Source organism: Streptococcus mitis (assembly GCF_965111735.1).
GTDB lineage: Bacteria > Bacillota > Bacilli > Lactobacillales > Streptococcaceae > Streptococcus > Streptococcus mitis_DR.
The window spans coordinates 1,969,674-1,995,778 of sequence record NZ_OZ217346.1; the positions used below are offsets into that span (position 1 = coordinate 1,969,674).

16 protein-coding genes and 4 pseudogenes are annotated in these 26,105 nt (G+C 40.0%); 8 read left to right on the top strand and 12 right to left on the bottom strand.

The features are described from left to right. Positions 1–656 precede the first annotated feature (656 nt). The 7 genes from ilvA to rpsL form a co-directional block, all read right to left on the bottom strand. Positions 657–1,907 carry a threonine ammonia-lyase IlvA gene (gene ilvA / locus ACLV7W_RS09495; protein ID WP_125392904.1) on the bottom strand — a complete coding sequence of 417 codons (1,251 nt, stop codon included), beginning with the start codon at positions 1,905–1,907 and terminating at the stop codon, positions 657–659. Between the two features lie 113 nt (positions 1,908–2,020). Continuing rightward, entirely contained in the window at positions 2,021–3,043 is a 1,023-nt protein-coding gene (gene ilvC, locus ACLV7W_RS09500; RefSeq protein ID WP_150922758.1) for a ketol-acid reductoisomerase, read from the bottom strand. A 170-nt stretch (positions 3,044–3,213) separates the two neighbouring features. After that, positions 3,214–3,690, bottom strand: a complete 477-nt coding sequence (ilvN, locus tag ACLV7W_RS09505) for an acetolactate synthase small subunit (RefSeq protein WP_001253803.1) — start codon at positions 3,688–3,690, stop codon at positions 3,214–3,216. Then, positions 3,683–5,383 carry an acetolactate synthase large subunit gene (locus ACLV7W_RS09510; RefSeq protein ID WP_411865859.1) on the bottom strand — a complete coding sequence of 567 codons (1,701 nt, stop codon included), beginning with the start codon at positions 5,381–5,383 and terminating at the stop codon, positions 3,683–3,685. Before ACLV7W_RS09510 ends, ilvN begins: the two co-directional genes overlap by 8 nt. 324 nt (positions 5,384–5,707) lie before the next feature. Beyond that, complete coding sequence (gene fusA, locus ACLV7W_RS09515; RefSeq protein WP_000090348.1) at positions 5,708–7,789, bottom strand: elongation factor G; 2,082 nt, start codon at positions 7,787–7,789, stop codon at positions 5,708–5,710. 279 nt (positions 7,790–8,068) lie between these two features. After that, entirely contained in the window at positions 8,069–8,539 is a 471-nt protein-coding gene (rpsG, locus tag ACLV7W_RS09520; RefSeq protein WP_000087873.1) for a 30S ribosomal protein S7, read from the bottom strand. Between the two features lie 19 nt (positions 8,540–8,558). Beyond that, positions 8,559–8,972 (bottom strand): 30S ribosomal protein S12, encoded by a 414-nt coding sequence (rpsL, locus tag ACLV7W_RS09525; protein WP_001142332.1) that lies wholly within the window; start codon positions 8,970–8,972, stop codon positions 8,559–8,561. 312 nt (positions 8,973–9,284) lie between these two features. Between rpsL and ACLV7W_RS09530 the strand changes: the two are divergent. Then, positions 9,285–10,480, top strand: a pseudogene (locus ACLV7W_RS09530) (IS30 family transposase). Between the two features lie 169 nt (positions 10,481–10,649). Here ACLV7W_RS09530 and ACLV7W_RS09535 read toward each other — a convergent pair. Continuing rightward, a complete protein-coding gene (locus ACLV7W_RS09535) occupies positions 10,650–12,176 on the bottom strand; it encodes an IS1182 family transposase (protein ID WP_411865228.1) in 1,527 nt (508 codons plus the stop codon). On the opposite strand from ACLV7W_RS09535, the gene ACLV7W_RS09540 reads away from it, so the two are divergent. Both ACLV7W_RS09540 and ACLV7W_RS09545 read left to right on the top strand, forming a co-directional pair. Beyond that, complete coding sequence (locus tag ACLV7W_RS09540; protein WP_411865860.1) at positions 12,137–12,331, top strand: hypothetical protein; 195 nt, start codon at positions 12,137–12,139, stop codon at positions 12,329–12,331. The two genes, ACLV7W_RS09535 and ACLV7W_RS09540, sit on opposite strands and share 40 nt — an antisense overlap. Before the next feature lie 31 nt (positions 12,332–12,362). Continuing rightward, positions 12,363–13,802: pseudogene (locus ACLV7W_RS09545) on the top strand (IS1182 family transposase). 15 nt (positions 13,803–13,817) lie between these two features. Here ACLV7W_RS09545 and ACLV7W_RS09550 read toward each other — a convergent pair. Continuing rightward, positions 13,818–15,074 (bottom strand): ISL3 family transposase, encoded by a 1,257-nt coding sequence (locus ACLV7W_RS09550; RefSeq protein ID WP_411865861.1) that lies wholly within the window; start codon positions 15,072–15,074, stop codon positions 13,818–13,820. 306 nt (positions 15,075–15,380) lie between these two features. On the opposite strand from ACLV7W_RS09550, the gene ACLV7W_RS09555 reads away from it, so the two are divergent. The 3 genes from ACLV7W_RS09555 (at position 15,381) to ACLV7W_RS09565 (ending at position 16,962) form a co-directional block, all read left to right on the top strand. Then, entirely contained in the window at positions 15,381–15,833 is a 453-nt protein-coding gene (locus tag ACLV7W_RS09555; RefSeq protein WP_153210204.1) for an NUDIX hydrolase, read from the top strand. Positions 15,834–15,891: 58 nt separating this feature from the next. Further along, positions 15,892–16,191: a DUF1827 family protein gene (locus tag ACLV7W_RS09560; RefSeq protein WP_000767189.1), complete on the top strand. Its 300-nt coding sequence runs from the start codon at positions 15,892–15,894 to the stop codon at positions 16,189–16,191. A gap of 135 nt (positions 16,192–16,326) precedes the next feature. Further along, positions 16,327–16,962, top strand: a complete 636-nt coding sequence (locus ACLV7W_RS09565) for a GNAT family N-acetyltransferase (protein WP_153210203.1) — start codon at positions 16,327–16,329, stop codon at positions 16,960–16,962. Positions 16,963–17,083: 121 nt separating this feature from the next. Here the strand turns inward: ACLV7W_RS09565 and ACLV7W_RS09570 are convergent. Together ACLV7W_RS09570 and tnpA are read right to left on the bottom strand one after the other, a co-directional pair. Beyond that, a pseudogene (locus ACLV7W_RS09570) lies at positions 17,084–18,610 on the bottom strand (IS1182 family transposase). A 93-nt stretch (positions 18,611–18,703) separates the two neighbouring features. After that, positions 18,704–19,090: pseudogene (gene tnpA, locus ACLV7W_RS09575) on the bottom strand (IS200/IS605 family transposase); the annotation flags it as partial. 335 nt (positions 19,091–19,425) lie between these two features. On the opposite strand from tnpA, the gene ACLV7W_RS09580 reads away from it, so the two are divergent. Beyond that, entirely contained in the window at positions 19,426–20,910 is a 1,485-nt protein-coding gene (locus tag ACLV7W_RS09580; RefSeq protein ID WP_153209836.1) for a M protein trans-acting positive regulator PRD domain-containing protein, read from the top strand. A 106-nt stretch (positions 20,911–21,016) separates the two neighbouring features. Continuing rightward, positions 21,017–24,907: a pullulanase gene (locus ACLV7W_RS09585; RefSeq protein WP_411865862.1), complete on the top strand. Its 3,891-nt coding sequence runs from the start codon at positions 21,017–21,019 to the stop codon at positions 24,905–24,907. 94 nt (positions 24,908–25,001) lie between these two features. Here the strand turns inward: ACLV7W_RS09585 and ACLV7W_RS09590 are convergent, their stop codons facing one another. Next, positions 25,002–25,994, bottom strand: coding sequence for an LLM class flavin-dependent oxidoreductase (locus tag ACLV7W_RS09590; protein WP_411865943.1), 993 nt, complete (start codon positions 25,992–25,994; stop codon positions 25,002–25,004). Positions 25,995–26,105: the final 111 nt, after the last annotated feature.

Here is a 26,105-nt window from a genome sequence, read left to right on the forward strand (position 1 = left end):
GTATTATTAAATCTTATTTATGTGATAATATTCATATTTGACAGATGCTGATTCTCGATAATCTAGACATATTCTAATCTTATTTCATATTATTTATTCCACTGTAAAACAAAAAAATTTGACAAAATAATCTTCTGCTCTAAACCATTTCTAACGAGTATTTTTCTCCTTTTAGACTTTTTCATGTCTGCACCAGCATTCAATCATTTGGTCAACTTGTACTATTTATTTACTTTATCAAGTTTACTTTTTATTTCTTCAAACCTATAAAAAGATGAGTAGTTAGGAAACAATAGTATCCTATCTTCCAACATTTTCCACTGTTTTTATCTTCTTAGTATCTTATCACTCTTCTCAGTTAACTCAGTATAAGGCTTCTCATTAGTATTGATTATTTTTTCTAATTCCTATTATATTTAGCCAAATTTCAGATTAGCTATATATAAAATAGTAGATTTCAAAAAACTCCTTACATATAACAAGTAATTTTACTCCCTTACTATAAACTGAATCAAAAAACATAGGTACTATAATGAGTTATGATAGAAATAGCGTAACCGATTTCCTAAGTCCATAGGAATCGCCCCCTTTCTTCATCTTCATTATAGCACCTATACATCAATTGTGCAAATAATATGATATTTTTTTATTAGTCCTCAGACAAGCATATTATAGAGCGTTTCGTTACCATTTAAGTTAATATAAGCTGGATCAAAACCTTCCATTCGACGAATCAAGCCTGCATAATCATGCTTATCTGCCAAGGCAATCCCAATCAATACTGGGCCTGTCCCCTTGCTAGCTCGTTTGATATACTCAAAACGTGTGATATCATCATCTGGCCCCAAGATATCATTTACAAATTCACGCAAAGCCCCCGGACGCTGTGGAAAATTAACCACAAAGTAATGCTTGATTCCATCATAAATCAAGGCACGTTCTTCCATTTCAGGCATACGGTTGATATCATTATTTCCTCCAGAAATGATACAACAAATGGTTTTCCCCTTGATATATTCAGCCAAAACCTCTAAAGAGGCGATACTAGCCGCTCCAGCAGGTTCTGCGACAATCCCTTGCTTAGAGTAAAGGTCAATCAAGGTTTCAGAAATCAATCCCTCATCGACACCTACCAAAGTTTGAACATGTTGACGAGTTGCTTCATAGGTCAACTGACCTACCTTTTGCACAGCAATCCCATCCGCAAATTTGTCAATTTCTTTGAGTTTAACAGGTCCACCAGCTTCAAAAGCAGCCTTCATGGAACGCGCTCCATTAGCCTCTACCCCAATGACTTCAATTTCTGGACTTGTTTCCTTGATATAGGTAGAAACCCCAGCAATGAGACCGCCACCACCAACAGGAACCAAGACAGCATCAAAATAAATCGATTCTTTTCGAGCTTCTTCTAAAATCTCATAAGCAACTGTCCCTTGACCAGCTTGAACATGGGCATCATCAAAGGGATCAATAAAGGTACGATTTTCAGAAACTGTAAATTCTTGAGCTGCTTTAGCAGAAGCATCAAAGGTATCTCCAACTAGTTTAATAGTTACGAAGTCCCCACCAAAAAAGCGAACTTGACCAATTTTTTGTTGCGGAGTAGTAATGGGCATAAAGATAGTAGCAGGAATCTTCATTTCATTACAAGTATAGGCAACTCCCTGTGCATGATTCCCCGCAGAGGCACAGACTACCCCACGCTCACGCTCTTCCTTGCTGAGCTGCGAAATGGCATAATAGGCACCACGAATTTTAAAAGAACGAACACGTTGAGCATTTTCCTTTTTCAAATAAATCTTAGCACCATACTTCTCCGATAAATAATGGTCGTAATCCAGTGGGGTATTCACAACCACACCGTTCAAGACTTTATGAGCCTTGATTATATCTTTTGAACTTAACATCATTTTCTCCTAGACTATTTCATACTTATCGCAATCCATTCTTTTAAAAAGAGATGAATTGATTATAAAAGCGAGTTAGTCCCCCAACTCGCCTTCACCTTAATCTCTATCAATTAGTTATAGATTTTGAATGCATCATCGTCATTTTTACCAACAAATGGCATTGCTTTACGCAATTCTGCACCAACTTTTTCAATTTCAAGGTTAGCTGCTTGTTCACGGTAAGCAGTCAATTTTGGACGTCCAGCTTTATAGTCATTTACAAAGCCATTTGCAAATTTACCATTTTGGATGTCTGCCAAGACAGCTTTCATGTTTTCTTTAACTTGCTCAGTAATTACACGTGGACCTGATACATAGTCACCGTACTCAGCAGTGTTTGAAATTGATTGACGCATTTTCTTGAATCCACCTTCATAGATCAAGTCAACGATTAATTTCATTTCGTGAAGAACTTCAAAGTAAGCCAATTCTGGAGCGTATCCTGCTTCTGTCAAGACTTCGAAACCAGCTTCGATAAGAGCAGTCAAACCACCGCAAAGTACAGCTTGTTCACCAAACAAATCTTCTTCAGTTTCTTCTTTGTAAGTTGTTTCAAGAAGACCTACACGAGCTGCTCCAACACCTTTACACCAGTCCATAGCAATGTTTTTCGCATTTCCTGTTGCATCTTGGTATACTGCGTAAAGAGCTGGAACACCAAATCCTTCTTCATAAGTACGACGTACCAAGTGTCCTGGTCCTTTAGGAGCACACATGAAGACATCTACATCTGCAGGTACTTTGATAAATTCAAAGTGGATGTTGAAACCGTGAGCAAATCCAACTGCATTTCCAGCTTCCAAGTTTGGAGCGATTTCTGCTTCGTACAATTCTTGTTGGATTTCGTCTGGTGCCAAAATCATGATAACATTAGCCAATTTAGTAGCTTCTGCTACTGTATAAGTGTCAAATCCGTCTTCTTTTGCTTTGTCAAAAGATTTACCTGGACGTACACCGATAATGACATCGCGACCTGAATCACGCAAGTTTTGAGCATGCGCATGTCCTTGTGAACCATAACCGATAACGGCGATTTTTTTACCGTCAAGTGCTGCTACTTTAACATCTTTTTCGTATTCCATTTGAACTGCCATAGTTTTTTCTCTCTTTTCTATTATTTATTGCCTTTTAGGCTGGTTTAACAAATTTAAAATATTTTTATACTCAATGAAAATCAAAGAGCAAATTAGGAAGCTAGCCGCAGGCTGTACTTGAGTACGGCAAGGCAAAGCTGACGTGATTTGAATTTGATTTTCGAAGAGTATTAATCGCGGGTAAATCCAGTTGCACCAGTTCGAGCAATATTGCGAATACCGTATGGTCGAATGACTCGCAACAGGGCTTCGCTCTTTTCTGCATTTCCTGTCATCTGAATAGTAATTGAACTTGGTGCTACGTCTACCACCGTTGCACGGAAAGGTTGAATAATCGCCAGAATCTCAGCTCGTTTCTCAGCTGGCGCTGACATCTTAACCAAAATCACCTCGCGCTCCAAATGAGGCTTGTCTGTAATATCACGAATGCGAATCACATCAATCTGACGATTGAGCTGCTTGATGATTTGCTCCACCTCATCATGAGAAGCAACATCAATAATAATAGTGATACGCGATACATTCGGATCTTCTGTTGCTCCAACAGAGATGCTTTCAATATTAACCTGACGGCGAGACAGGACACCGGTAAAGCGATTGAGGACTCCTGAACGATTTTGTAGTTTTGCTGTTAACATTCTACGCATGGAACTTCACCCCCAACATCTCATGATTACTCTTACCAGCCGGTACCATTGGTAACACCTGTTCCTTACGAGAAATATCTACCTCGATTAGCATAGGAACATCCTCAGTGATGACTTCAAGGTCTTGAGCCAAGGTCTCAGGATTGTCAAACTTATAGTTTTTAATGCCATAAGCCTGTGCCATCAGTTGGAAATCAGGAAGAGTATCAAAGACCGACTCAGATGTTCTACCTTCATAGAAGGATTCTTGCCACTGGCGGACCATTCCAAGTGAGTGGTTGTTCAGCATAATCACCTTGATTGGCACCTTGTAAATGTTCAAAATAGCCAATTCCTGGTTGGTCATTTGGAAACCACCATCCCCAACAAACAAGACTACTTCCTTATCTGGGTTAGCAATTTTAGCTCCAATTGCTGCTGGAATTCCAAATCCCATGGTTCCCAAACCACCTGAAGTCACTAACTGACGCTCATTTTGGTAAGGATAATACTGGGCTGTCCACATTTGGTGTTGACCAACGTCTGTGACCACAATGGCATCTCCATTCGTCAATTCACCAATTCGTTCAATAACGGCTTGCGGTTGAACCACACGTTCTTTTTTGTCATAAGAACGAACACGGTTCTTGTCTTTAGTAACCTTCTCAATCCATTTCTCAGTATTGTTATGAACGGTTGGTTCGGCCAGCAACATTTGCAAGGCTTTCTTAGCATCTCCAACTACAGGAATATCTGCACTGATAATCTTACCAATCTCAGCTGGGTCAATATCAATGTGGGCGACCTTAGCATTCTTAGCGAAGGTCTTAGGATTTCCTGTCAAGCGGTCATCGAAACGGCAACCAATACTAATCATAAAGTCAGCTTCCGTCATAGCAATATTAGCTGCGAAAGACCCATGCATACCTCCCATTCCAAGGAAGAGTGGATGAGTCGTTGCAATCGTACCTTGTCCCAAAAGACTTGTTACCACTGGAATTTGATAGCGTTCTGCAAATTCATTTAATTCTGCAGCAGCTTCAGCATAACTAATTCCGCCACCAGCCAGCAAGACTGGTTTTTTAGCCTTGGATAATTGCTTCAAGATTTTCTTGATTTGCATATCATTCGGCTCAAGAGTCGGCTGATAGCTTGGTAAGTTCACTTCTGGTGAATAGATGAAGTCTGTTTCTAAAGCAGATACGTCTTTTGGTAGGTCAATGACAACTGGCCCTGGACGGCCTGTAGTCGCGATATGGACAGCTTCCGTAATGATACGCGGAATATCAGCCGTCTCACGAACTTGGTAATTGTACTTAGTGATTGGCATGGTAATTCCCACGATGTCTGCTTCCTGAAAGGCATCTTTCCCAATCCCTGCTCGCGCCACCTGACCTGTAAAGACCAAAAGGGGAACGCTATCGCTCATGGCATCCGCAATCCCTGTAATGGCATTTGTTGCTCCCGGTCCGCTAGTGACGACGGCAACACCCAACTTTCCAGTTGATTTGGCATAACCTTCAGCTTCATGCAGGCAACCTTGCTCATGGCGTCCTAGAATGTGACGAATGCCTTTAAAATTATATATCGCATCATAAAAAGGCAAGACAGCACCACCAGGATAACCAAAGATGGTATCAATTCCTAAATCACGAAGTGTTTCCAAAACTAGGTCCGACCCCGTCTTAGGAGATTCTAAACTGATTTTCTCCATTGTTCCCCTTTCTCTTCTCTTAAAAATAACTTGTTACTATCATACCATTTTTTCAAAAATTTTCAAGACAAAAGAAGAAATTTTCTGAATTTTCTATTTTAACGTTTATTTATGAATGTTCTCCTTTTTTTATAAGTTTTTAAAAGGTAGTTTATATTTTTTTCAACTTATTTCTATTGATAATTATATATTTCTTCCGCAAATAACTTTAACTCATTTTTATATGAAATTTTTATGAGTGCATGTTTTCAGAATCTATAAAATTTATCGGAACTATCCAAAAAAGGAAGCCACTAAGTGACTTCCTTCTAGAGTGAGGACTGATTAGTCTTCACCTTTGTTTTTCTTAATGATTTCTTCTTGTACTGACTTAGGTACATCTTCGTAGTGGTCAAATACCATCATGAATGTACCACGTCCTTGAGATGCAGAACGAAGAACTGTTGCGTAACCGAACATTTCAGCAAGTGGAACGTAAGCACGAACGATTTGGCTGTTACCATGTGCTTCCATACCATCTACACGTCCACGACGAGCAGTTACGTGACCCATAACATCACCAAGGTTTTCTTCTGGAACAGTGATTGTTACAAGCATCATTGGCTCAAGGATAGCTGGTTGCGCTGATTTAGCAGCTTCTTTAAGGGCAAGTGAAGCCGCAATCTTGAAGGCAGTTTCAGATGAGTCGACATCGTGGTATGAACCATCGTAAAGTTTAGCTTTAACGTCAACCATTGGGTAACCTGCAAGTACACCGTTAGCCATAGATTCTACCAAACCTTTTTCAACCGCTGGGATAAATTCACGAGGAACCACACCACCGACGATTGCGTTTTCAAATTCGAATCCTTTACCTTCTTCGTTTGGAGTAAATTCAATCCATACATCACCGAATTGACCTTTACCACCAGACTGACGTTTGAAGAATCCACGTGCTTGAGTAGAAGCGCGGAATGTTTCACGGTAAGATACTTGAGGAGCACCTACGTTCGCTTCAACTTTGAACTCACGACGCATACGGTCAACAAGGACGTCAAGGTGAAGTTCACCCATACCAGAGATAACTGTTTCACCAGTTTCAACGTTTGTTTCAACGCGGAATGTTGGATCTTCTTCAGCCAATTTTTGAAGGGCAATACCCATCTTGTCTTGGTCTGCTTTAGATTTTGGCTCAACCATCAATTGGATAACTGGTTCTGGAACGTTGATTGACTCAAGGATGATTTTAGCTTTTTCATCTGTCAATGAGTCACCAGTTGTAGTATCTTTCAAACCAACGGCAGCAGCGATATCACCTGAGTAAACAGTGTCGATTTCTTGACGGCTGTTAGCGTGCATTTGAAGGATACGTCCGATACGTTCACGTTTACCTTTAGAAGTGTTCAATACGTAAGAACCTGATTGAAGCACACCTGAGTAAACACGGAAGAATGTCAAACGACCTACGAATGGGTCTGTCATGATCTTGAAGGCAAGAGCTGCAAATGGCTCTTCATCAGATGCTGGACGAGTTTCTTCTTCATCTGTGTCTGGGTTGATACCTTTGATTGCTGGGATGTCAAGTGGACTTGGAAGGTAGTCGATAACCGCATCAAGCATCAATTGAACACCTTTGTTCTTGAAGGCAGAACCACACAATACTGGGAAGAATTCAACGTTGATAGTCGCTTTACGGATACCAGCTTTCAATTCTTCGTTAGTGATTTCTTCACCTTCAAGGTATTTCATCATCAATTCTTCGTCAGTTTCAGCAACTGCTTCGATCAATTTTTCACGGTATTCTTGAGCTTGGTCAAGGTATTCTGCTGGAATATCTTCTTCAAGGATATCTGTACCAAGGTCATTAGTATAGATTTCAGCTTTCATCTTGATCAAGTCGATGATACCACGGAAGTCATCTTCAGAACCGATTGGCAATTGGATTGGGTGTGCATTTGCCTGAAGACGATCGTGAAGTGTGCTTACAGAGTAAAGGAAGTCAGCACCGATTTTGTCCATTTTGTTGGCAAATACGATACGTGGAACTCCGTACTCAGTTGCTTGACGCCAAACTGTTTCAGTTTGAGGTTCAACACCTGATTGTGAGTCAAGAACGGTAACCGCACCATCCAATACACGAAGAGAACGTTGTACTTCGATTGTGAAGTCTACGTGTCCTGGTGTGTCGATGATGTTTACGCGGTGGTTGTTCCATTGAGCTGTTGTCGCAGCAGATGTGATAGTGATACCACGTTCTTGCTCTTGCTCCATCCAGTCCATTTGTGACGCACCTTCGTGAGTTTCACCGATTTTGTGGATTTTACCAGTGTAGTAAAGAATACGCTCAGTAGTTGTTGTTTTACCAGCATCGACGTGAGCCATGATACCGATATTACGAGTTTTTTCAAGTGAAAATTCGCGTGCCATGAGGTTTGTTTCTCCTATTTATTTTTGATTTCTATTCTATTATAACACGATTTTAATAAAAACGGATAGGCAGGACCTACCCGTTCTCAATGTTTTCATGCTATTGTTGGTTTCAACTTACGAGATGGTAAGTTGAGTTGAACTCGGGCTAAAGTTAATTAGCCGATTTGAGCCGGAACGGGATGCTGTGTGAAAAAGATAAACTTCCTTGTATTCGTCGAATACTGCGTCAGTTTCCTATTTTCACCTTGCATCCTTACCGTTCCTAGCATCATGATTTTACCAACGGAAGTGTGCGAATGCACGGTTAGCTTCAGCCATACGGTGAGTGTCTTCACGTTTCTTAACTGCTGCACCAGTGTTGTTAGCAGCATCCAAGATTTCTTTTGCAAGACGGTCTTGCATTGTGTGTTCACCACGAAGACGAGCGATTGTTACCAACCAACGAAGTCCAAGTGTTGTACGACGTTCTGGACGAACTTCAACTGGGACTTGGTAGTTAGAACCACCAACACGACGTGCACGTACTTCAAGTACAGGCATGATGTTTTCCATAGCTGTTTCAAATACTTCAAGTGCATCGTTGCCAGTAGCTTCTTTGATTTGCTCAAAAGCACCGTAAACGATTGAAGCAGCTGTACCACGTTTACCGTCAAGCATAACGCGGTTGATAAGACGAGTAACTAATTGTGAATTGTAAAGCGGATCTGGCAATACGTCACGTTTTGGAGCTCTATTTTTACGACTCATTTCTCTTTATCCCCTTTCCTTATGCTTTTGGACGTTTAGTACCGTATTTAGAACGGCCTTGTTTACGATCGTTAACACCTGCAGTATCAAGTGCACCACGGACGATATGGTAACGTACCCCTGGAAGGTCTTTTACACGTCCACCACGAAGAAGAACCACGCTGTGCTCTTGCAAGTTGTGTCCGATACCTGGGATGTAGGCAGTAACTTCGATAAGGTTGCTCAAACGTACACGAGCGAATTTACGAAGGGCTGAGTTAGGTTTTTTAGGTGTCATTGTTCCAACACGAGTTGCAACACCACGTTTTTGTGGTGAAGAAACGTTTGTTTGAACTTTTTTATGACTGTTATAACCAACGTTCAAAGCTGGTGATTTAGATTTTTCTACTTTTGATTTACGCGGTTTGCGAACCAATTGGTTAATTGTAGGCATCTACATTCTCCTGTGTTTTTTTATTTTTGGTGATGATACACTTGGTGACAGCTATCATCTGTGTGTACTTTTGCAACATTTGTCAGCACGTCCCTGTACACTCTTGAGAGACCAAAAGTAAAAAGTACCGTCTATTATTGTAACAAATTTTTCCCTTGGTTGTCAAGATATTTTTCTTTTGTATGCGGTAGAATTTTTTAGGTAACTTCTCAAAGTAACTTCCACTTGGCTGGTCAAAGTGGAAATTAGTCTAAAACGGATTTTTATGGTGGAATTAAGTGTAAGACGTTTGAGTTAGAAATGAGGTCTACTATGACAAAAAAGAAACACCTTACACTTTCAGACCGCAATGATATCCAATTAGGCTTAGAACGCGGGGAAACATTCAAAGCTATTAGGCAACTTATTCTAAAAGACCCAACTACTGTTTCTAAAGAAGTCAAACGAAACAAATAAATTAGAGACTCTACCTCTAACAACCTTCCTTGTCCTCTACTCGATAAGGATACCTTTGTCTGTAATGGATGCCCTAAAAGAAGACAAAATTGTGGATTTAAAAAAATCTTCTACCTCGCTAAGCAAGCTCAAAAGCAGTACGAACAAACTCTTGTCGAAGCTCGTGAAGGAACTCCCCTCAATTCCAAGACCTTCTGGGACATGGACAAAGTCATTTCTGATGGTGTTAAAAAGGGACAACACATCTATCATATCCTCAAAACTCATAACCTTGATGTCAGCTCCTCAACTGTCTATCGACACATCCGAAAAGGATACCTATCTATCGCTCCTATTGACCTAGCCAGAGCCGTTAAATTCAAAGAAAGACGGAAAAGTAAGCTACCTTCCATCCCTAAAGAAGCGAAAAAAGCCGTTCCTATGAGGATTTCCAAAACTATTTAGCCCTTAATCAACTAGACTCTTGGCTAGAAATGGATACAGTTCTGGGGAGGATGGGAGGTAAAGTCCTACTCACCTTCAATCTATCTTTCTGTAACTTTATCTTCGCTAGACTTCTGGATAATAAAACTGCCCTTGAGGTTACCAAACACCTCTATGACATCAAGAACACTCTTCACCAAGCTGACAAAGATTTCTTCCAACTCTTTCCTGTCATTCTGACAGATAATGGTGAAGAGTTTGTCAGGGTTGATGAAATCGAAATGGATGTGCGAGGAGAGAGTAGACTCTTCTTTTGTGACCCTAATCGCTCTGACCAGAAAGACAGAATTGAGAAAAATCACACGCTGATTCGCGATATTCTACCAAAGGGAACTTCTTTTGACAACTTAACTCAAGAGGACATTAATCTCGTTTGTTCGCATGTCAACAGTGTCAAACGCGCTGCTTTGAATGGAAAGTCAGCCCATGAACTCCTTGCTTTTACTTACAGAGAAGAGATTCCTAAGCTTCTTGGTATTTCTAAAATACCTGCAGAAGACGTCTGTCAGTTTGCTACATTACTCGTTCTAAAAATTAACCTTCAACCCCATTCAAACGTCTCACACTAACTTCCACCATAGCGGAACTTAATCTGAAACGCTTTCAGATGAGGGGATTTTGTGCGCTCTTTTTTTTGATTCATTTTGGTTACAAAAGCGATGAAATCATGGAACCTGAGACAAAATAGTTCTCAGCCACAAAAAAGCTAGATATTTCCAATTGCGGAACTCTAGCTTTTTAATTTTGAGTCGTTCTCTTATTGTATTTGAGGAGGTTATTGGCCATAAGTATCAATCCCATGTCAATTCTCACTTGACGCTTCCCTCTCAGATTACATCTCTTGTAACCCAAACAAGCCTTTATCTGCCCAAAGACAGGTTCCACATCAATCTTACGTTGAGCGAAAATCTGTCTTCCTTCGGGAGATAAAAGCGCCTGACATTCTTTAGCTTTCAAGTTTTGATAGCGTCCGTTCATATACAGTCCCTTTTGAGGGGCTGATTCAGGTTCATCAGCGTAGTAAACCTTGATTTCCTGTTGAAAGTCCGTCTGTGTTTTCTGATGTTTGATATGGTGAAAACGATAGCACCAGCTATCAGGATGTGTGTAGCTATCCTCCTTGTCATCATAGTGCCAATTCGCTAAGTTTCTAGCTGACTGTTTATACCCTCTCTTCTGTTCCTTGTCAAACATGGCATATTTAATCAGATGGTTCACCCCCTTTTCATCTAAACGAAGGAGGTTCTCTTCACTTCCATATCCAGCATCTGCGACAACTGTCTTCAAGTCATGCGGATAGGTTTCAAGGAATGGCAGAAGAGTCTTGGTGTCTGTCGGATTTGAGAAGACATCATAGTGAAGAACAAATTGGTTTTCAGTAGCGATTTGAAGATTATAAGCAGCCTTGAGTTGGCCATTTTTCATATAATCTTCTTTCATTCGCATAAAAGTGTCATCTGGATCGGTTTTGGAAAAGCTGTTGCGCCCTTCAAATGTCTCTTGATACTTCTTATACTTTTCAGCACGTACTGAAAAATCCTCCTTGACTTTACGCAAGACTTCCTTGAGTTTACGACGCGGGGTTTTACGTTCATCCTTCCCTTTAACGGGTGTCTCCTCAATGTCCTGGTTCAATTTTTTCAATTCTCCTTCAAGGACTTGAGCGAATGCAAGCAACTGCTCTGAGGAGATAGGCTCTTGTGTATCCAGTTCGATAGCTTGATAGATAAGGGGAGTGATTTCTTCTTGAAAATAGTTCTGTATCTGTTCTTGCAGTTTGGCGGAGAATTTCTCTGTCGCTTTCTTCCACACAAAACTATACTTGTTGGCATTGGCTTCAATCTTAGTCCCGTCAATAAACAGACAATTTAAGGTCACTAACTCTTCCATTTTTAAACGAAGATTGAGGTCCATGAAAAGATTACGTATGAGTTCTTCCATCTCTTCAGCGACTCGAAAACGATTGATGGTGCGGTAGCTGACAACCAACGGTCCTGTTAGGTACTGCATAGCGAGGTTTTCAATCATCATTTTTTCGATTTTTCGTCCAGAGAAAATCCCTTGTGAATAGGCAAATAGAAGAGTAGCTATAAGCATTTTAGGGTGATAAGACGGGCGACCAAAGGCATGATAGAAGGCATGGAAGTGACAATCCTCCAAGGTATTCACCACTTTTTCAATAGTAAAGATGAGATGGTCTTGTGGTAAGAAAGAACTGATTTCTAGTGGTAAAGTTGTTTGATTTGTGTTATAGTAAATATGCATGGGATAACCTTTCTAAATGGTTTATTAAGCAATTCTATTTTACCAAGACTATCGTAACCATGCAAAAAAGCAACGGCAAATCCGTTGCTTTTTTTGGAGATAAAGTCCTTAGACTACAAGTTTCTAAGGGCTTTTCTTTGTGTAAAGTCGTATAATAGATGTAAGAAAAGTTGTGAGGTATTCCCTATGTTTCACAAAGAAAATCTAGACTACAACCACAATCAAGTTGGTTTTTACACGCTAGACGAACTCGTTCCGCAAGACCATTTTCTTCGTCAAGTTGAGCAAGTTATCGATTTTTCCTTCATCTATGACTTGGTCGCAGATACTTATTCTGAGGATAAAGGGCGTCCTAGTTTAGACCCTGTTATGCTGGTTAAAATCCCTCTCATCCAATGTTTCTACGGTATCCGTTCCATGCGCCAAACTATCAAGGACATTGAGGTCAATACCGCCTATCGCTGGTTTCTGGGTTTGAGCTTAAACGATAAGGTTCCTCATTTTACCACTTATGGCAAAAATTACAATCGTCGTTTTCAAGATAAGGAAGTAATAGAGGAAATTTTTCATTATGTTCTATCCATTGTATGGGGACAAGGTTTGATTGACCCGACTGAGGTTTTTATTGATGGGACTCATATCAAGGCCGCAGCTAATAACCACAAATATACTCATCAAGTTCTAGACAAGCAAGCTAAGTTTATGAGTAAGCAACTGGAAGTTGAGATTGACTTAGATCGGAAAAAGCACGGAAAAAAGTCGTTCGAGCCTGCAAAAGAAAGCGAGGCTGAGCCGAAGAAGACTTCTACTACAGACCCTGAAAGTGGTTGGTTTCACAAGGGAGAGAATAAGGAAGTGTTCGCCTACAATGCCCAAGTAGGGTGCGATAAGCATGGATGGGCACTAGCTTATAGTATCGATGCTGGCAATGTGCATGACAGTCAGGCTTTTCTTGCACTTTTTGAACAGTTGAAGAGATTTCAATCTGACTACCTTATTGCCGATGCTGGCTATAAGACTCCAAGTATTGCAAAATTCCTCCTTGACCAAAATATTACACTTGTATTCCCTTATACTCGCCCTCGTGGAAAGTAAGGAAAACTTAGCCCTAAGGACTTTATCTATGATGAACACTATGACTGTTACCTTTGCCCTGAAAATCACGTGTTAGCTTACTCTACAACAAAGCGCGATGGCTATCGTAAATATAAAAGAGATCCTAAGATTTGCGCAAATTGTCCTCTGTTATCCAGTTGCACAGAAAGTAAAAAGAAACAGAGAATCCTTACTCGCCATATTTGGAGGGATTATTTAGAAATTTGTGAGGAGATTCGGCATCAAAAGGGAAGTAAGGAACTTTACCAGAAACGTAAAGAATCGGTGGAGCGGCTTTTTGGCACAGCCAAAGAATACCACAATCTACGTTATACAAGAGAAGTGGGTAAGTCCAAAATGAAGGCAAAAGTTGGACTTACTTTGGCGTGCCTGAATATCAAAAAATTGGTAAAAGTGATGGCGGGGAAGCCTTCTCATTTTTCTCTGAAAACTATTTTGATAAAGATTTTAGCCTATTTTGAGAATAGTAACGCTGAAGATATAAAAAAGACGGCTCTTTGTCAACTGTAGTGGGTTGAAGAAAAGCTAAGATCGAGAAAGGACACATTTCGTCCTTTCTTTTTTGATATTGAGAGCGATAAAAATCCGTTTTTTGAAGTTTTCAAAGTTCCGAAAACCAAAGGCATTTCGCTTGATAAGTTTGATGAGATTATTGGTCGCTTCTAATTTGGCGTTTGAATAGGGTAGTTGAAGGGCATTGACAATCTTCTCTTTATCTTTGAGGAATGTTTTAAAGACAGTCTGAAAAAGAGGATGAACCTGCTGCAGATTGTCTTCAATGAGTCCGAAAAATTTGTCAGGCTTCTTGTCCTGAAAGTGAAAAAGCAGGAGCTGGTAGAGATGATAGTGGTGTTTCAAGTCTTCTGAATAGTTCAAAAGCTTGTCTAGAATCTCTTTATTGGTCAAGTGCATACGAAAAGTAGGACGATAAAAACGTTTAGCGCTAAGTTTACGACTATCCTGTTGGATGAGTTTCCAGTAGCGTTTGATAGCCTTGTATTCATGAGATTTTCGTTCAAACTGATTCATGATTTGGACACGCACACGACTCATAGCACAGCTTAGATGTTGTACAATATGGAAACGATCTAGAACGATTTTAGCACACGGAAAAAGTTTTCTAGCTAAGTCATAGTAGGGACTAAACATATCCATAGTAATGATTTTCACCTGACAACGAACGGCTCTATCGTATCGAAGAAAGTGATTTCGGATGACAGCTTGTGTTCGTTCCTCAAGAACAGTGATGATATTAAGATTATCAAAATCTTGCGCAATGAAACTCATCTTTCCCTTTGTAAAGATATACTCGTCCCAGGACATAATCTGTGGAAGGCGAGAAAAATCATGCTTAAAGTGAAAGTCATTGAGCTTGCGAATAACAGTTGAAGTTGAAATGGCCAGCTGATGAGCAATATCGGTCATAGAAGTCTTTTCAATTAGCTTCTGGGCAATCTTTTGGTTGATGATACGAGGGATTTGGTGATTCTTCTTGACGAGAGAAGTCTCAGCGACCATCATTTTAGAGCAATGATAGCACTTGAATCGACGTTTTCTAAGGAGGATTCTAGTAGGCATACCAGTAGTTTCAAAGTAAGGAACCTTAGACGGTTTTTGAAAGTCATATTTTTTCATTTGACTTCCGCAATCAGGACAAGATGGAGCCTCATAATCCAGTTTAGCGATGATTTCCTTGTGTGTATCTCTATTAATGACATCTATAATTTGGATATTAGGGTCTTTGATATCGAGTAGTTTTGTGATAAAATGTAATTGTTCCATATGAATCTTTCTAATGAGTTGTTTAGTCGCTTTTCATTATAGGTCATATGGAACTTTTTTTCTACAACAAAATAGGTTCCATAATATCCATAGGGGATTTACCCACTACAAATATTATAGAGCCAAAAAGACAAACATTAAAACGATGTTTGTCTTCAATCTGAAACAACGGATTTGCCGTTGTTTTTTTGGAGATAAGGGACTATTGTCCCAGACTCTTTTTACTAAAATAACTATAAGTTCTTGACAGCTCGGCCTTTGTCCATTAAGATAATAATAAAGATAATAGATAATGAGGAAAATGCAATGGCAAACCCAACTTTCGGAGAAAAGAAAACAAATACAGACTACGTTTCACGCTATGGCGTATATGCAGTTATCCCTGATGCTGAACAAAAACAAATTGTTCTTGTTCAAGCACCTAATGGCGCTTGGTTCTTACCTGGTGGTGAAATTGAAGCAGGTGAAAATCATCAAGAAGCCCTAAAACGTGAATTGATTGAAGAGCTTGGCTTCACAGCTGAAATTGGTGCCTATTACGGACAAGCTGACGAATATTTCTACTCTCGTCATCGTGACACCTACTACTACAACCCTGCCTACCTCTATGAAGCGACTTCTTTCAAAGAAGTGCAAAAGCCACTAGAAGACTTTAATCATATTGCCTGGTTCCCTATTGACGAGGCTATTGAAAATCTCAAACGTGGTAGCCATAAATGGGCCATCCAATCTTGGAAAAAACAGCATAAGATTGACTAAATCAAGCTACTTTATTTAAAAAGTGCTATAATAGAATTAGAAAATCGGAGGAAATGTTATGAAGCTTATCAATACGACAAACTCACACTCGCAACTTGTAAAAAGCCAGCTAGAAAGTACAGATGCAACCCTTGTTGAGGTTTATTCTGCAGGTAATACAGATGTTATTTTTACCCAAGCTCCGCTTCACTATGAAATCCTCATCTCAAACAAACACCGCGCTATCCGCGAACCTGAAATCGAAGCTATTCAAGAATTTTTCTTGAAACGTAAAATTGATAAGGACTCTATTGATGAAGCCAATATCAAAACCCTCTATTCAGAAAAATTAATTGGAATTTCGATTCCAACCAAATAAAAAATTGGAGAGTTTAAAAAGCTTTTTGGACCTTATAGTAGAAAACGAGGTTCTAACTTGCTTTTTGGATCATCTCCAATTTTTTATCTTGAAATCTTATCATACAAGATTTTATAGATAATTAAGGAGACAAACATGGGAGGCATCATATATAGAGAGGTAAGAATTGAAGAAAGCGAAAAAATTGGAAAATTATTGGCCAAGTCTTTTCTTGACTATCCCTTTTTAACGATTATAACTGATGATTTAAAGAAACCTGACTCCTATCCTGCTTTTGTAGAAACATTGCAAATTCTGCTTACTAGAGTCTATATTAAAAAAGGAAACTGTTTAGTTGCGGAACAAGATGGAGAATTACTTGCAGTTGCCCTTTTGCAACAAAAGGATTTCTGTATACTATCCTATCTACGAAATGGTGGGACAAACATTTTTCGCTACATTCGACCACGAAATCTTTTTAAATACTTTGACTTTGTAAAACGTTCCAAAAAGCACTTAGAACAAGCAGGAGAGTTTGATTGGTATTTGATGGCTTTAGCTGTCAATACAGCAAGTAAGGGACAGGGAATAGGCAGTACTTTTCTGACACAAGGGATTGAACCCTATGTCAAATCAAAAGGCTGTAAACACTTAGGTTTCATTACCAGCACAGCTAGAAATGCCTCATTCTACGAAAAAAACGATTATGTCCTACTAGACTTTATGGAGATAGAATACGGTTCAAGATCAATTGGTAACTGGGCATTTTTAAAAACAATAAATAAATCGTAACCGCCCAGCAATTAGTTAAGATTAGCAAAACAAAGATAATTCATATTTATAAAGAACCTAAGACAAAATAGTTCTCGACCACAAAAAAGCTAGAGATTTCCAATTGCGGAACTCTAGCTTTTTAATTTTGAGTCGTTCTCTTATTGTATTTGAGGAGGTTATTGGCCATAAGTACCAATCCCATGTCAATTCTCACTTGACGCTTCCCTCTCAGATTACATCTCTTGTAACCCAAACAAGCCTTGATCTACCCAAAGACAGGTTCCACATCAATCTTGCGTTGAGCGAAAATCTGTCTACCTTCGGGAGATAAAAGCGCCTGACATTCTTTAGCTTTCAAGTTTTGATAGCGTTCGTTCATATACAGTCCCTTTTGAGGGGCTGATTCAGGTTCATCAGCGTAGTAAACCTTGATTTCCTGTTGAAAGTCCGTCTGTGTTTTCTGATGTTTGATATGGTGAAAACGATAATACCAGCTATCAGGATGTGTGTAGCTATCCTCCTTGTCATCATAGTGCCAATTCGCTAAGTTTCTAGCTGACTGTTTATACCCTCTCTTCTGTTCCTTGTCAAACATGGCATATTTAATCAGATGGTTCACCCCCTTTTCATCTAAACGAAGGAGGTTCTCTTCACTTCCATATCCAGCATCTGCAACAACTGTCTTCAAGTCATGCGGATAGGTTTCAAGGAATGGCAGAAGAGTCTTGGTGTCTGTCGGATTTGAGAAGACATCATAGTGAAGAACAAATTGGTTTTCAGTAGCGATTTGAAGATTATAAGCAGCCTTGAGTTGGCCATTTTTCATATAATCTTCTTTCATTCGCATAAAAGTGTCATCTGGATCGGTTTTGGAAAAGCTGTTGCGCCCTTCAAATGTCTCTTGATACTTCTTATACTTTTCAGCACGTACTGAAAAATCCTCCTTGACTTTACGCAAGACTTCCTTGAGTTTACGACGCGGGGTTTTACGTTCATCCTTCCCTTTAACGGGTGTCTCCTCAATGTCCTGGTTCAATTTTTTCAATTCTCCTTCAAGGACTTGAGCGAATGCAAGCAACTGCTCTGAGGAGATAGGCTCTTGTGTATCCAGTTCGATAGCTTGATAGATAAGGGGAGTGATTTCTTCTTGAAAATAGTTCTGTATCTGTTCTTGCAGTTTGGCGGAGAATTTCTCTGTCGCTTTCTTCCACACAAAACTATACTTGTTGGCATTGGCTTCAATCTTAGTCCCGTCAATAAACAGACAATTTAAGGTCACTAACTCTTCCATTTTTAAACGAAGATTGAGGTCCATGAAAAGATTACGTATGAGTTCTTCCATCTCTTCAGCGACTCGAAAACGATTGATGGTGCGGTAGCTGACAACCAACGGTCCTGTTAGGTACTGCATAGCGAGGTTTTCAATCATCATTTTTTCGATTTTTCGTCCAGAGAAAATCCCTTGTGAATAGGCAAATAGAAGAGTAGCTATAAGCATTTTAGGGTGATAAGACGGGCGACCAAAGGCATGATAGAAGGCATGGAAGTGACAATCCTCCAAGGTATTCACCACTTTTTCAATAGTAAAGACGAGATGGTCTTGCGGCAAGAAAGAACTGATTTCTAGTGGTAAAGTTGTTTGATTTGTGTTATAGTGAATATGCATGGGATGGCCTTTCTAAATGGTTTATTAAGCAATTCTATTTTACCAAGACTATCGCAACCATGCAAAAAAGGGACTATTGTCCCAGACTCTTTAATCTTGGATATATTTCTTAATTGTGGCTTCATTAAGCCCTACTGTACTTACATAATAACCTTCTGCCCAGAAATGCGGATTCCCAAACTTGTACTTGAGATTAGCGTGTTTGTCAAACATCATGAGTGAACTTTTTCCTTTTAAATAACCCATGAAACTTGAAATACTTATCTTTGGTGGAATACTTACTAACATATGTACATGGTCTGGCATTAAGTGACCCTCGATAATTTCAACTCCTTTATAACTACACAAGCAATGAAATATTTCGCCTAAACTACTTCGATATTGATTATAGATGACTTTTCGTCTATACTTAGGGGTGAACACAATGTGATACTTACAGTGCCACTTTGTGTGCGATAAACTGTGTGCCTTTTGTGCCATATTTTTCTCCTTTCGCTTTATAATTGGCTTGAACACCTTTATTGTATCGCGTTTGGAGTTTTTTGGGTATAATCTTCGACACGCACCCGCATAGCGGGTGGTTTTTTTGTCTCGCACCTAACGGAGCGAGACGGACTAATAGTCACATAATTAGCCGTAATCTTTTCCTATAAAAATTTGCATTCTACTATCACTTTTCAATCTTCATTTTCAGTTTAATGGTCCCAGGAAAATATAGTAAATTCAGATTCTCCTATTTTATCCTAGGCTATTTTTCTTGACTTTACTAGGCTTTTCTTTTAATATATATGTATAAATATATATGGAGGTTTATTATGAATATCTTGCTGACTAAAAAAGAACAAGACTTGCTATTCTTACTGGAAGAATTGACCAAGCACCATGATTGGATAGAAATTCCAGTCTTAGCTAAAAATCTGAATTTTTCAATAGAAGAATTGCAAGAACATCTTTCTAGGCTCGAGCAATTATTTCCAAACCTCCTAATTCAATCAAGAAAAAAAGGCATCCAATTGCAGTTTGACTTCCAAAACACCTTGGATCCTCGAATTGCAATCTTTGAACAATCTACAACCTACTCTTTTTTGAACTGTCTGTTTTTCAAAGAGGGACAATCACTTGACCAAATGTGCCAGGCGCTTTCGACTAATCCAGAGCAGATTGAGGAAATCATTCATCGTCTTAACACACTCCTTCCCCAACACTACAATATCACTATCCAACCTTCCCCTTTGGTCATGGAGGGAACAGAAGAGGACATCCGCGCCTTTTATCTGGACTACTTTAGCCAAAGTTACACCTTTCTTGATTGGCCCTTCCCTTCTATTTCTGAAGAAGCACTCACTCACTTGATTCAGCTATTTTTGAAGGCCCAACAAGTTTCACCCAACCTCAGTAGTTTACGGCAAATCAAATATACTCTAGCTATCAATCTGGAGCGCTTTAATAAGAGTCATTTGATTGAAAATCCTACTCCTCTTTTAACCAGTCATTACAGCTCCCTCATGCAGATTCCGCAGTTTGCACAAGAGATCAAAAAGCTGGCTAAAAAGCTACATTTTGAAGCTACAAAGGAGACACTAGAACAGCTATTTTCAAACCCAGTAAAGTCTCCTCAACTCACAAACAAGCCTAACAATGGAGCAATGGGTGATATTCAGCACATTCAAAAATCCTACCGTCTATTAAGCCAAATTCTAGAAGAACTAGCTAAAGAATTTCACCTACAGATTGAAAATCGCGAGGAATTGATTTGGCTCCTCCACTACACTGCCCAATCTGATTTCTTCCATCTACTCAGTGACCAATCTCTTGACAAACAGAAATCCCAAATTTTAAGTAATTATCAGGTAGAATTTCCAAAACTATTTGAAGTAAGTCAACACAAATTCCAATCTTATCTGACTGAAATGGGGCTAGAAAATCACCCAAGTAAGCTACAAGAACTTGTCTACACCTTTTCGATTCAAGGGCAGCGAATTTTAGTCCAATTACTTCAAAAACTCCCCAAAATACGGGTTTTAGTCATTAGTCATTTGGATAGCCATCACGCACAAAACCTAATCGACACCCTTGCTCACTACGGTAACAATCTCTATCTATTTGATCCTTGGGAAGAATCTACTATTTCTTTCTCAATTCTCAATCAAATCCCTCACGATATTGTGATCACCACCTTTCCTGTCACTAACTCTCCTAAACCAGTTATCTACAATCGTAACTTCTCTTCTTCAGAATTATTTCATCACCTCCACCTGCTGGCTTCACAAATTCATAAAGAAAGATTGGCTGAATCGTAACAAAATTTGTTGCGATTTTTCTTTTAGTTCAATTTTGAGAAAACGCTTGCATCTTATTTTACTAAGTGCTATACTGATAGAGAAATTTATTGATTGGAGAATCATTATGAGAAAAATACCATCTCACACTGAGAAAAAAATGGTTTACAGCATCCGTTCCCTCAAAAATGGAACTGGTTCTGTCCTTATTGGAGCAAGCCTTGTCCTACTTGCTATGATGGCTACGCCAACTATCTCAGCCAACGAAAGTACACCAACCACTAACGCAAGTAATAGTGAAACTACTACTGCCCTTACTCAACCTCTTACTGATGCAACAAACATCGCTGGCAAGAACGAAAGCGATTTTTCTTCACCTGAAAGTGCAAACGTTTCCCTAGAGAAAAAAGAAGAAAAAACTGAAACAGAGCCAACAACTCCTGTTGCAAGCCCAGCCGATTCAGCACCACAAACCGGGCAAGATCGTTCAAGTGAACCAACTACTTCTACGAGTCCAGTAACAACTGAAACTAAGGCAGAAGAGCCAATAGAAGACAACTATTTCCGTATCCATGTCAAAAAGCTTCCTGAAGAAAACAAGGATGCTCAAGGGCTATGGACTTGGGACGATGTTGAAAAACCTTCTGAAAATTGGCCGAACGGAGCCTTGTCCTTCAAGGATGCCAAAAAAGATGACTATGGCTACTACCTAGATGTCAAATTAAAGGGAGAACAAGCCAAGAAAATTAGCTTCCTCATCAATAATACAGCTGGGAAAAATCTAACCGGCGATAAATCGGTAGAAAAACTGGCACCAAAGATGAATGAGGCTTGGTTGGACCAAGATCACAAGGTTTTCTCTTACGAGCCACAACCTGCAGGAACTATTCGTGTCAACTACTACCGCACAGATGGCAACTATGACAAAAAGTCTCTCTGGTACTGGGGAGATGTGAAAAATCCAAGTAGTGGTGAATGGCCTAACGGAACAGACTTTACGGCTACAGGCAAATATGGTCGCTATATCGATATTCCACTCAAAGATGCAGCTAAAGACCTTGGATTTTTATTACTAGACAAAAACAAACAAGGAGACGATGTGAAAATCCGTAAAGAAGATTATAAGTTCACAGATTTAAAAAATCATAGCCAAATTTTCCTAAAAGACGATGATGAATCGATTTACACAAATCCATACTATGTCCATGATATCCGTATGACAGGAGCCCAACACGTAGGCACTTCTAGCATTGAGAGTAGTTTTTCAACACTTGTCGGTGCTAAAAAAGAGGATATCCTCAAACACTCCAACATCACTAATCATCTAGGAAACAAGGTAACTATCACTGATGTTGCAATCGATGAGGCTGGTAAGAAAGTGACCTACAGCGGAGATTTCTCTGACACAAAACATCCTTATACCGTTAGCTACAACTCTGACAAATTCACTACCAAAACAAGCTGGCGTCTTAAAGATGAGACTTACAGCTATGATGGTAAACTTGGAGCTGAGCTCAAAGAAGAAGGAAAACAGGTTGATTTAACTCTCTGGTCACCAAGTGCTGATAAAGTTTCTGTTGTTGTCTACGACAAGAATGACCCTGAAAAAGTAGTTGGAACTGTCGCTCTTGAAAAAGGGGAAAGAGGAACTTGGAAACAAACTCTAGATAGCACAAACAAACTAGGCATCACAGATTTCACTGGATACTATTATCAATACCAAATCGAGCGTCAGGGTAAAACTGTTCTTGCACTCGATCCTTACGCTAAATCCCTCGCTGCTTGGAATAGTGACGATGCTAAGATTGACGATGCCCATAAAGTGGCTAAAGCTGCCTTTGTAGATCCAGCTAAACTAGGACCTCAAGACTTGACTTATGGTAAGATTCACAACTTTAAGACTCGTGAAGATGCCGTTATCTACGAAGCTCATGTGCGTGACTTCACTTCAGATCCTGCCATTGCAAAAGACTTGACCAAACCATTTGGTACCTTTGAAGCCTTTATCGAAAAACTAGACTATCTCAAAGACTTGGGTGTAACCCACATCCAGCTCCTTCCAGTCCTGTCTTACTACTTTGTCAATGAATTGAAAAACCATGAACGCTTGTCTGACTATGCTTCAAGCAACAGCAACTATAACTGGGGATATGATCCTCAAAACTACTTCTCCTTGACTGGTATGTATTCAAGCGATCCTAAAAATCCAGAAAAACGAATCGCAGAATTTAAAAACCTCATCAACGAAATCCACAAACGTGGCATGGGAGCTATCCTAGATGTCGTTTATAACCATACAGCCAAGGTCGATATCTTTGAAGATTTAGAGCCAAACTACTACCACTTTATGGATGCTGACGGAACACCTCGAACTAGCTTTGGTGGTGGACGCTTGGGGACAACCCACCATATGACCAAACGGCTCCTAGTTGACTCTATCAAATATCTAGTTGATACCTACAAAGTTGATGGCTTCCGTTTCGATATGATGGGAGACCATGATGCCGCTTCTATCGAAGAAGCGTACAAGGCTGCACGCGCCCTCAATCCAAACCTCATCATGCTTGGTGAAGGTTGGAGAACCTATGCTGGTGATGAAAACATGCCTACTAAAGCTGCTGACCAAGATTGGATGAAACATACCGATACTGTCGCTGTCTTTTCAGATGACATCCGTAACAACCTCAAGTCTGGTTATCCAAACGAAGGCCAACCTGCCTTTATCACAGGTGGCAAGCGTGATATCAACACCATCTTCAAAAATCTCATTGCTCAACCAACCAACTTTGAAGCTGACAGCCCTGGAGATGTCATCCAATACATCGCAGCCCATGATAACTTGACCCTCTTTGACATCATCGCCCAATCTATCAAAAAAGATCCAAGCAAAGCTGAGAACTATGCTGAAATCCACCGTCGTTTGCGACTTGGAAATCTCATGGTCTTGACAGCTCAAGGAACTCCGTTTATCCACTCCGGTCAGGAATATGGACGTACTAAACAATTCCGTGACCCAGCCTACAAGACTCCAGTAGCAGAGGATAAGGTTCCAAACAAATCTCACTTGTTGCGTGATAAGGACGGCAATCCATTTGACTATCCTTACTTCATACATGACTCTTACGATTCGAGTGATGCTATTAACAAGTTTGACTGGACTAAGGCTACAGATGGAAAAGCATATCCTGAAAATGTCAAGAGCCGTGACTATATGAAAGGTTTGATTGCCCTTCGTCAATCTACAGATGCCTTCCGACTTAAGAGTCTCCAAGATATCAAAGACCGTGTCCACCTCATCACTGTTCCAGGCCAAAATGGTGTGGCAAAAGAGGACGTGGTAATTGGCTACCAAATCACTGCTCCAAATGGGGATATCTACGCAGTCTTTGTCAATGCGGACGAAAAAGCTCGCGAATTTAATTTGGGAACTGCCTTTGCACATCTCAGAAATGCTGAAGTTTTAGCAGATGAAAACCAAGCAGGGCCAGTCGGAATTGCCAACCCGAAAGGACTTGAGTGGACTGAAAAAGGCTTGAAATTAAATGCCCTTACAGCTACTGTTCTTCGAGTCTCTCAAGGCGGTGCCATTGTTGCCCCAGCTGTGGAAGAAAAACCAGAATTTGATCTTTCTAGCTTAAAACAAGAACAAGGGCAAAATAATAGCCAAGGCCATATTTCAAACCCAGTAATCAAATCTGAACATCAAGAACCAGCTCCACAAGCTAAACCTGACTCTACTAAACCAGATGCCAAAGTAGCTGATGCAGAAGATAAACCCAAGCAAGCTACAACTGATTCACAACCAGCACAAGAAGCACAACCATCATCTGTAAGTGAAGCTGTTCAAAACGAATCGGTAGAAAACTCTAGCAAGGAAAATATACCTGCGCCCCTAGCTAAACAAGCTGAACTTCCAAATACAGGAACCAAAAACGATCACAAACTCCTGTTTGCAGGAATTAGTCTCCTTGCCCTTCTAGGTCTCGGGTTCTTGCTAAAAAACAAAAAAGAGAACTAAACTAGCCCTCCTATAGAAAAATCCCCCAAGCATTATAGCTCGGGGGATTAATTTTTGTACAATATTTATCGTCATAATAAATTTGAGTAGTTTTTTATTTAGCCTCTTTCATGGCAAAGTAAGCTCGAACTTTTGGTGCAACTTGAGTGCCAAAAAGTTCGATGGCTCTCAGAACTTGTTCATGTGGCATAGAACCAAGCGGTAGGTGCAACATAAAGCGGTCTAAGCCTAAATCCTCAATCATGCGAATCAATTTTTCTGCTACCTGATCAGGATTACCCACAAACATGGCTCCCTTTGGTTCAACTTGCTCCAAATATTGTTCATAACGCAATTCCTGCCAGTGTGGACGGTCTTTGGAAATAGCATCCACTACTTGCTTGGTCGGATGGAAATAATCTTTCACAGCCTGATCGCCATCCTCAGCAATCCAACCCCAAGAATGGGCTCCGACCTTCAGCTCATGACTGGCATGACCCACTTCGCTCCCAATCTCACGATAAGCCTCAATCAATTTTTTAAAATAACGCGGATTGCCACCAATAATGGCATAGACAATTGGTAGACCTGCCTGAGCAATCTTCACTGTTGATTCAACATGACCACCTGTCGCTATCCACAAGGGCAACTTGTCCTGAACTGGACGAGGATAGACTTCTTTGCCAGCAATCGTTTGAGTCAATCGACCTTTCCAGTCTAGCTTGGTCTTTTCATTGGCTAACTGAAGCAAGTCTAATTTCTCATCAAAGAGAGCTTCGTAGTCTTTCAAGTCATATCCAAACAGAGGGAAAGATTCCGTGAAAGAGCCCCTTCCAGCCATAATCTCTGCACGTCCATTTGACAAAGCATCGATAGTGGCATACTGTTGGAATAAACGAATGGGGTCCATACTTGACAGAATACTGACTGCACTTGTCAAACGGATTTTTTTGGTATTGACTGCCCCAGCTGCCAGAACAATCTCTGGAGCCGACACTGCAAAATCCGCTCGATGGTGTTCACCAATTCCATACACGTCCAAACCAACCTTGTCAGCCAGTTCAATCTCTGTCACCAACTGACGAATGCGTTCGGCATGACTGTAAATCTGTCCAGTCCCTTAAAGCTCCGTTGTTTCCCCAAATGTTGAAATTCCCAATTCTACCATTGTGATTCCTCGCTATCTCTTTTAGTTTTAGGGTATTCTATCACTAATGAT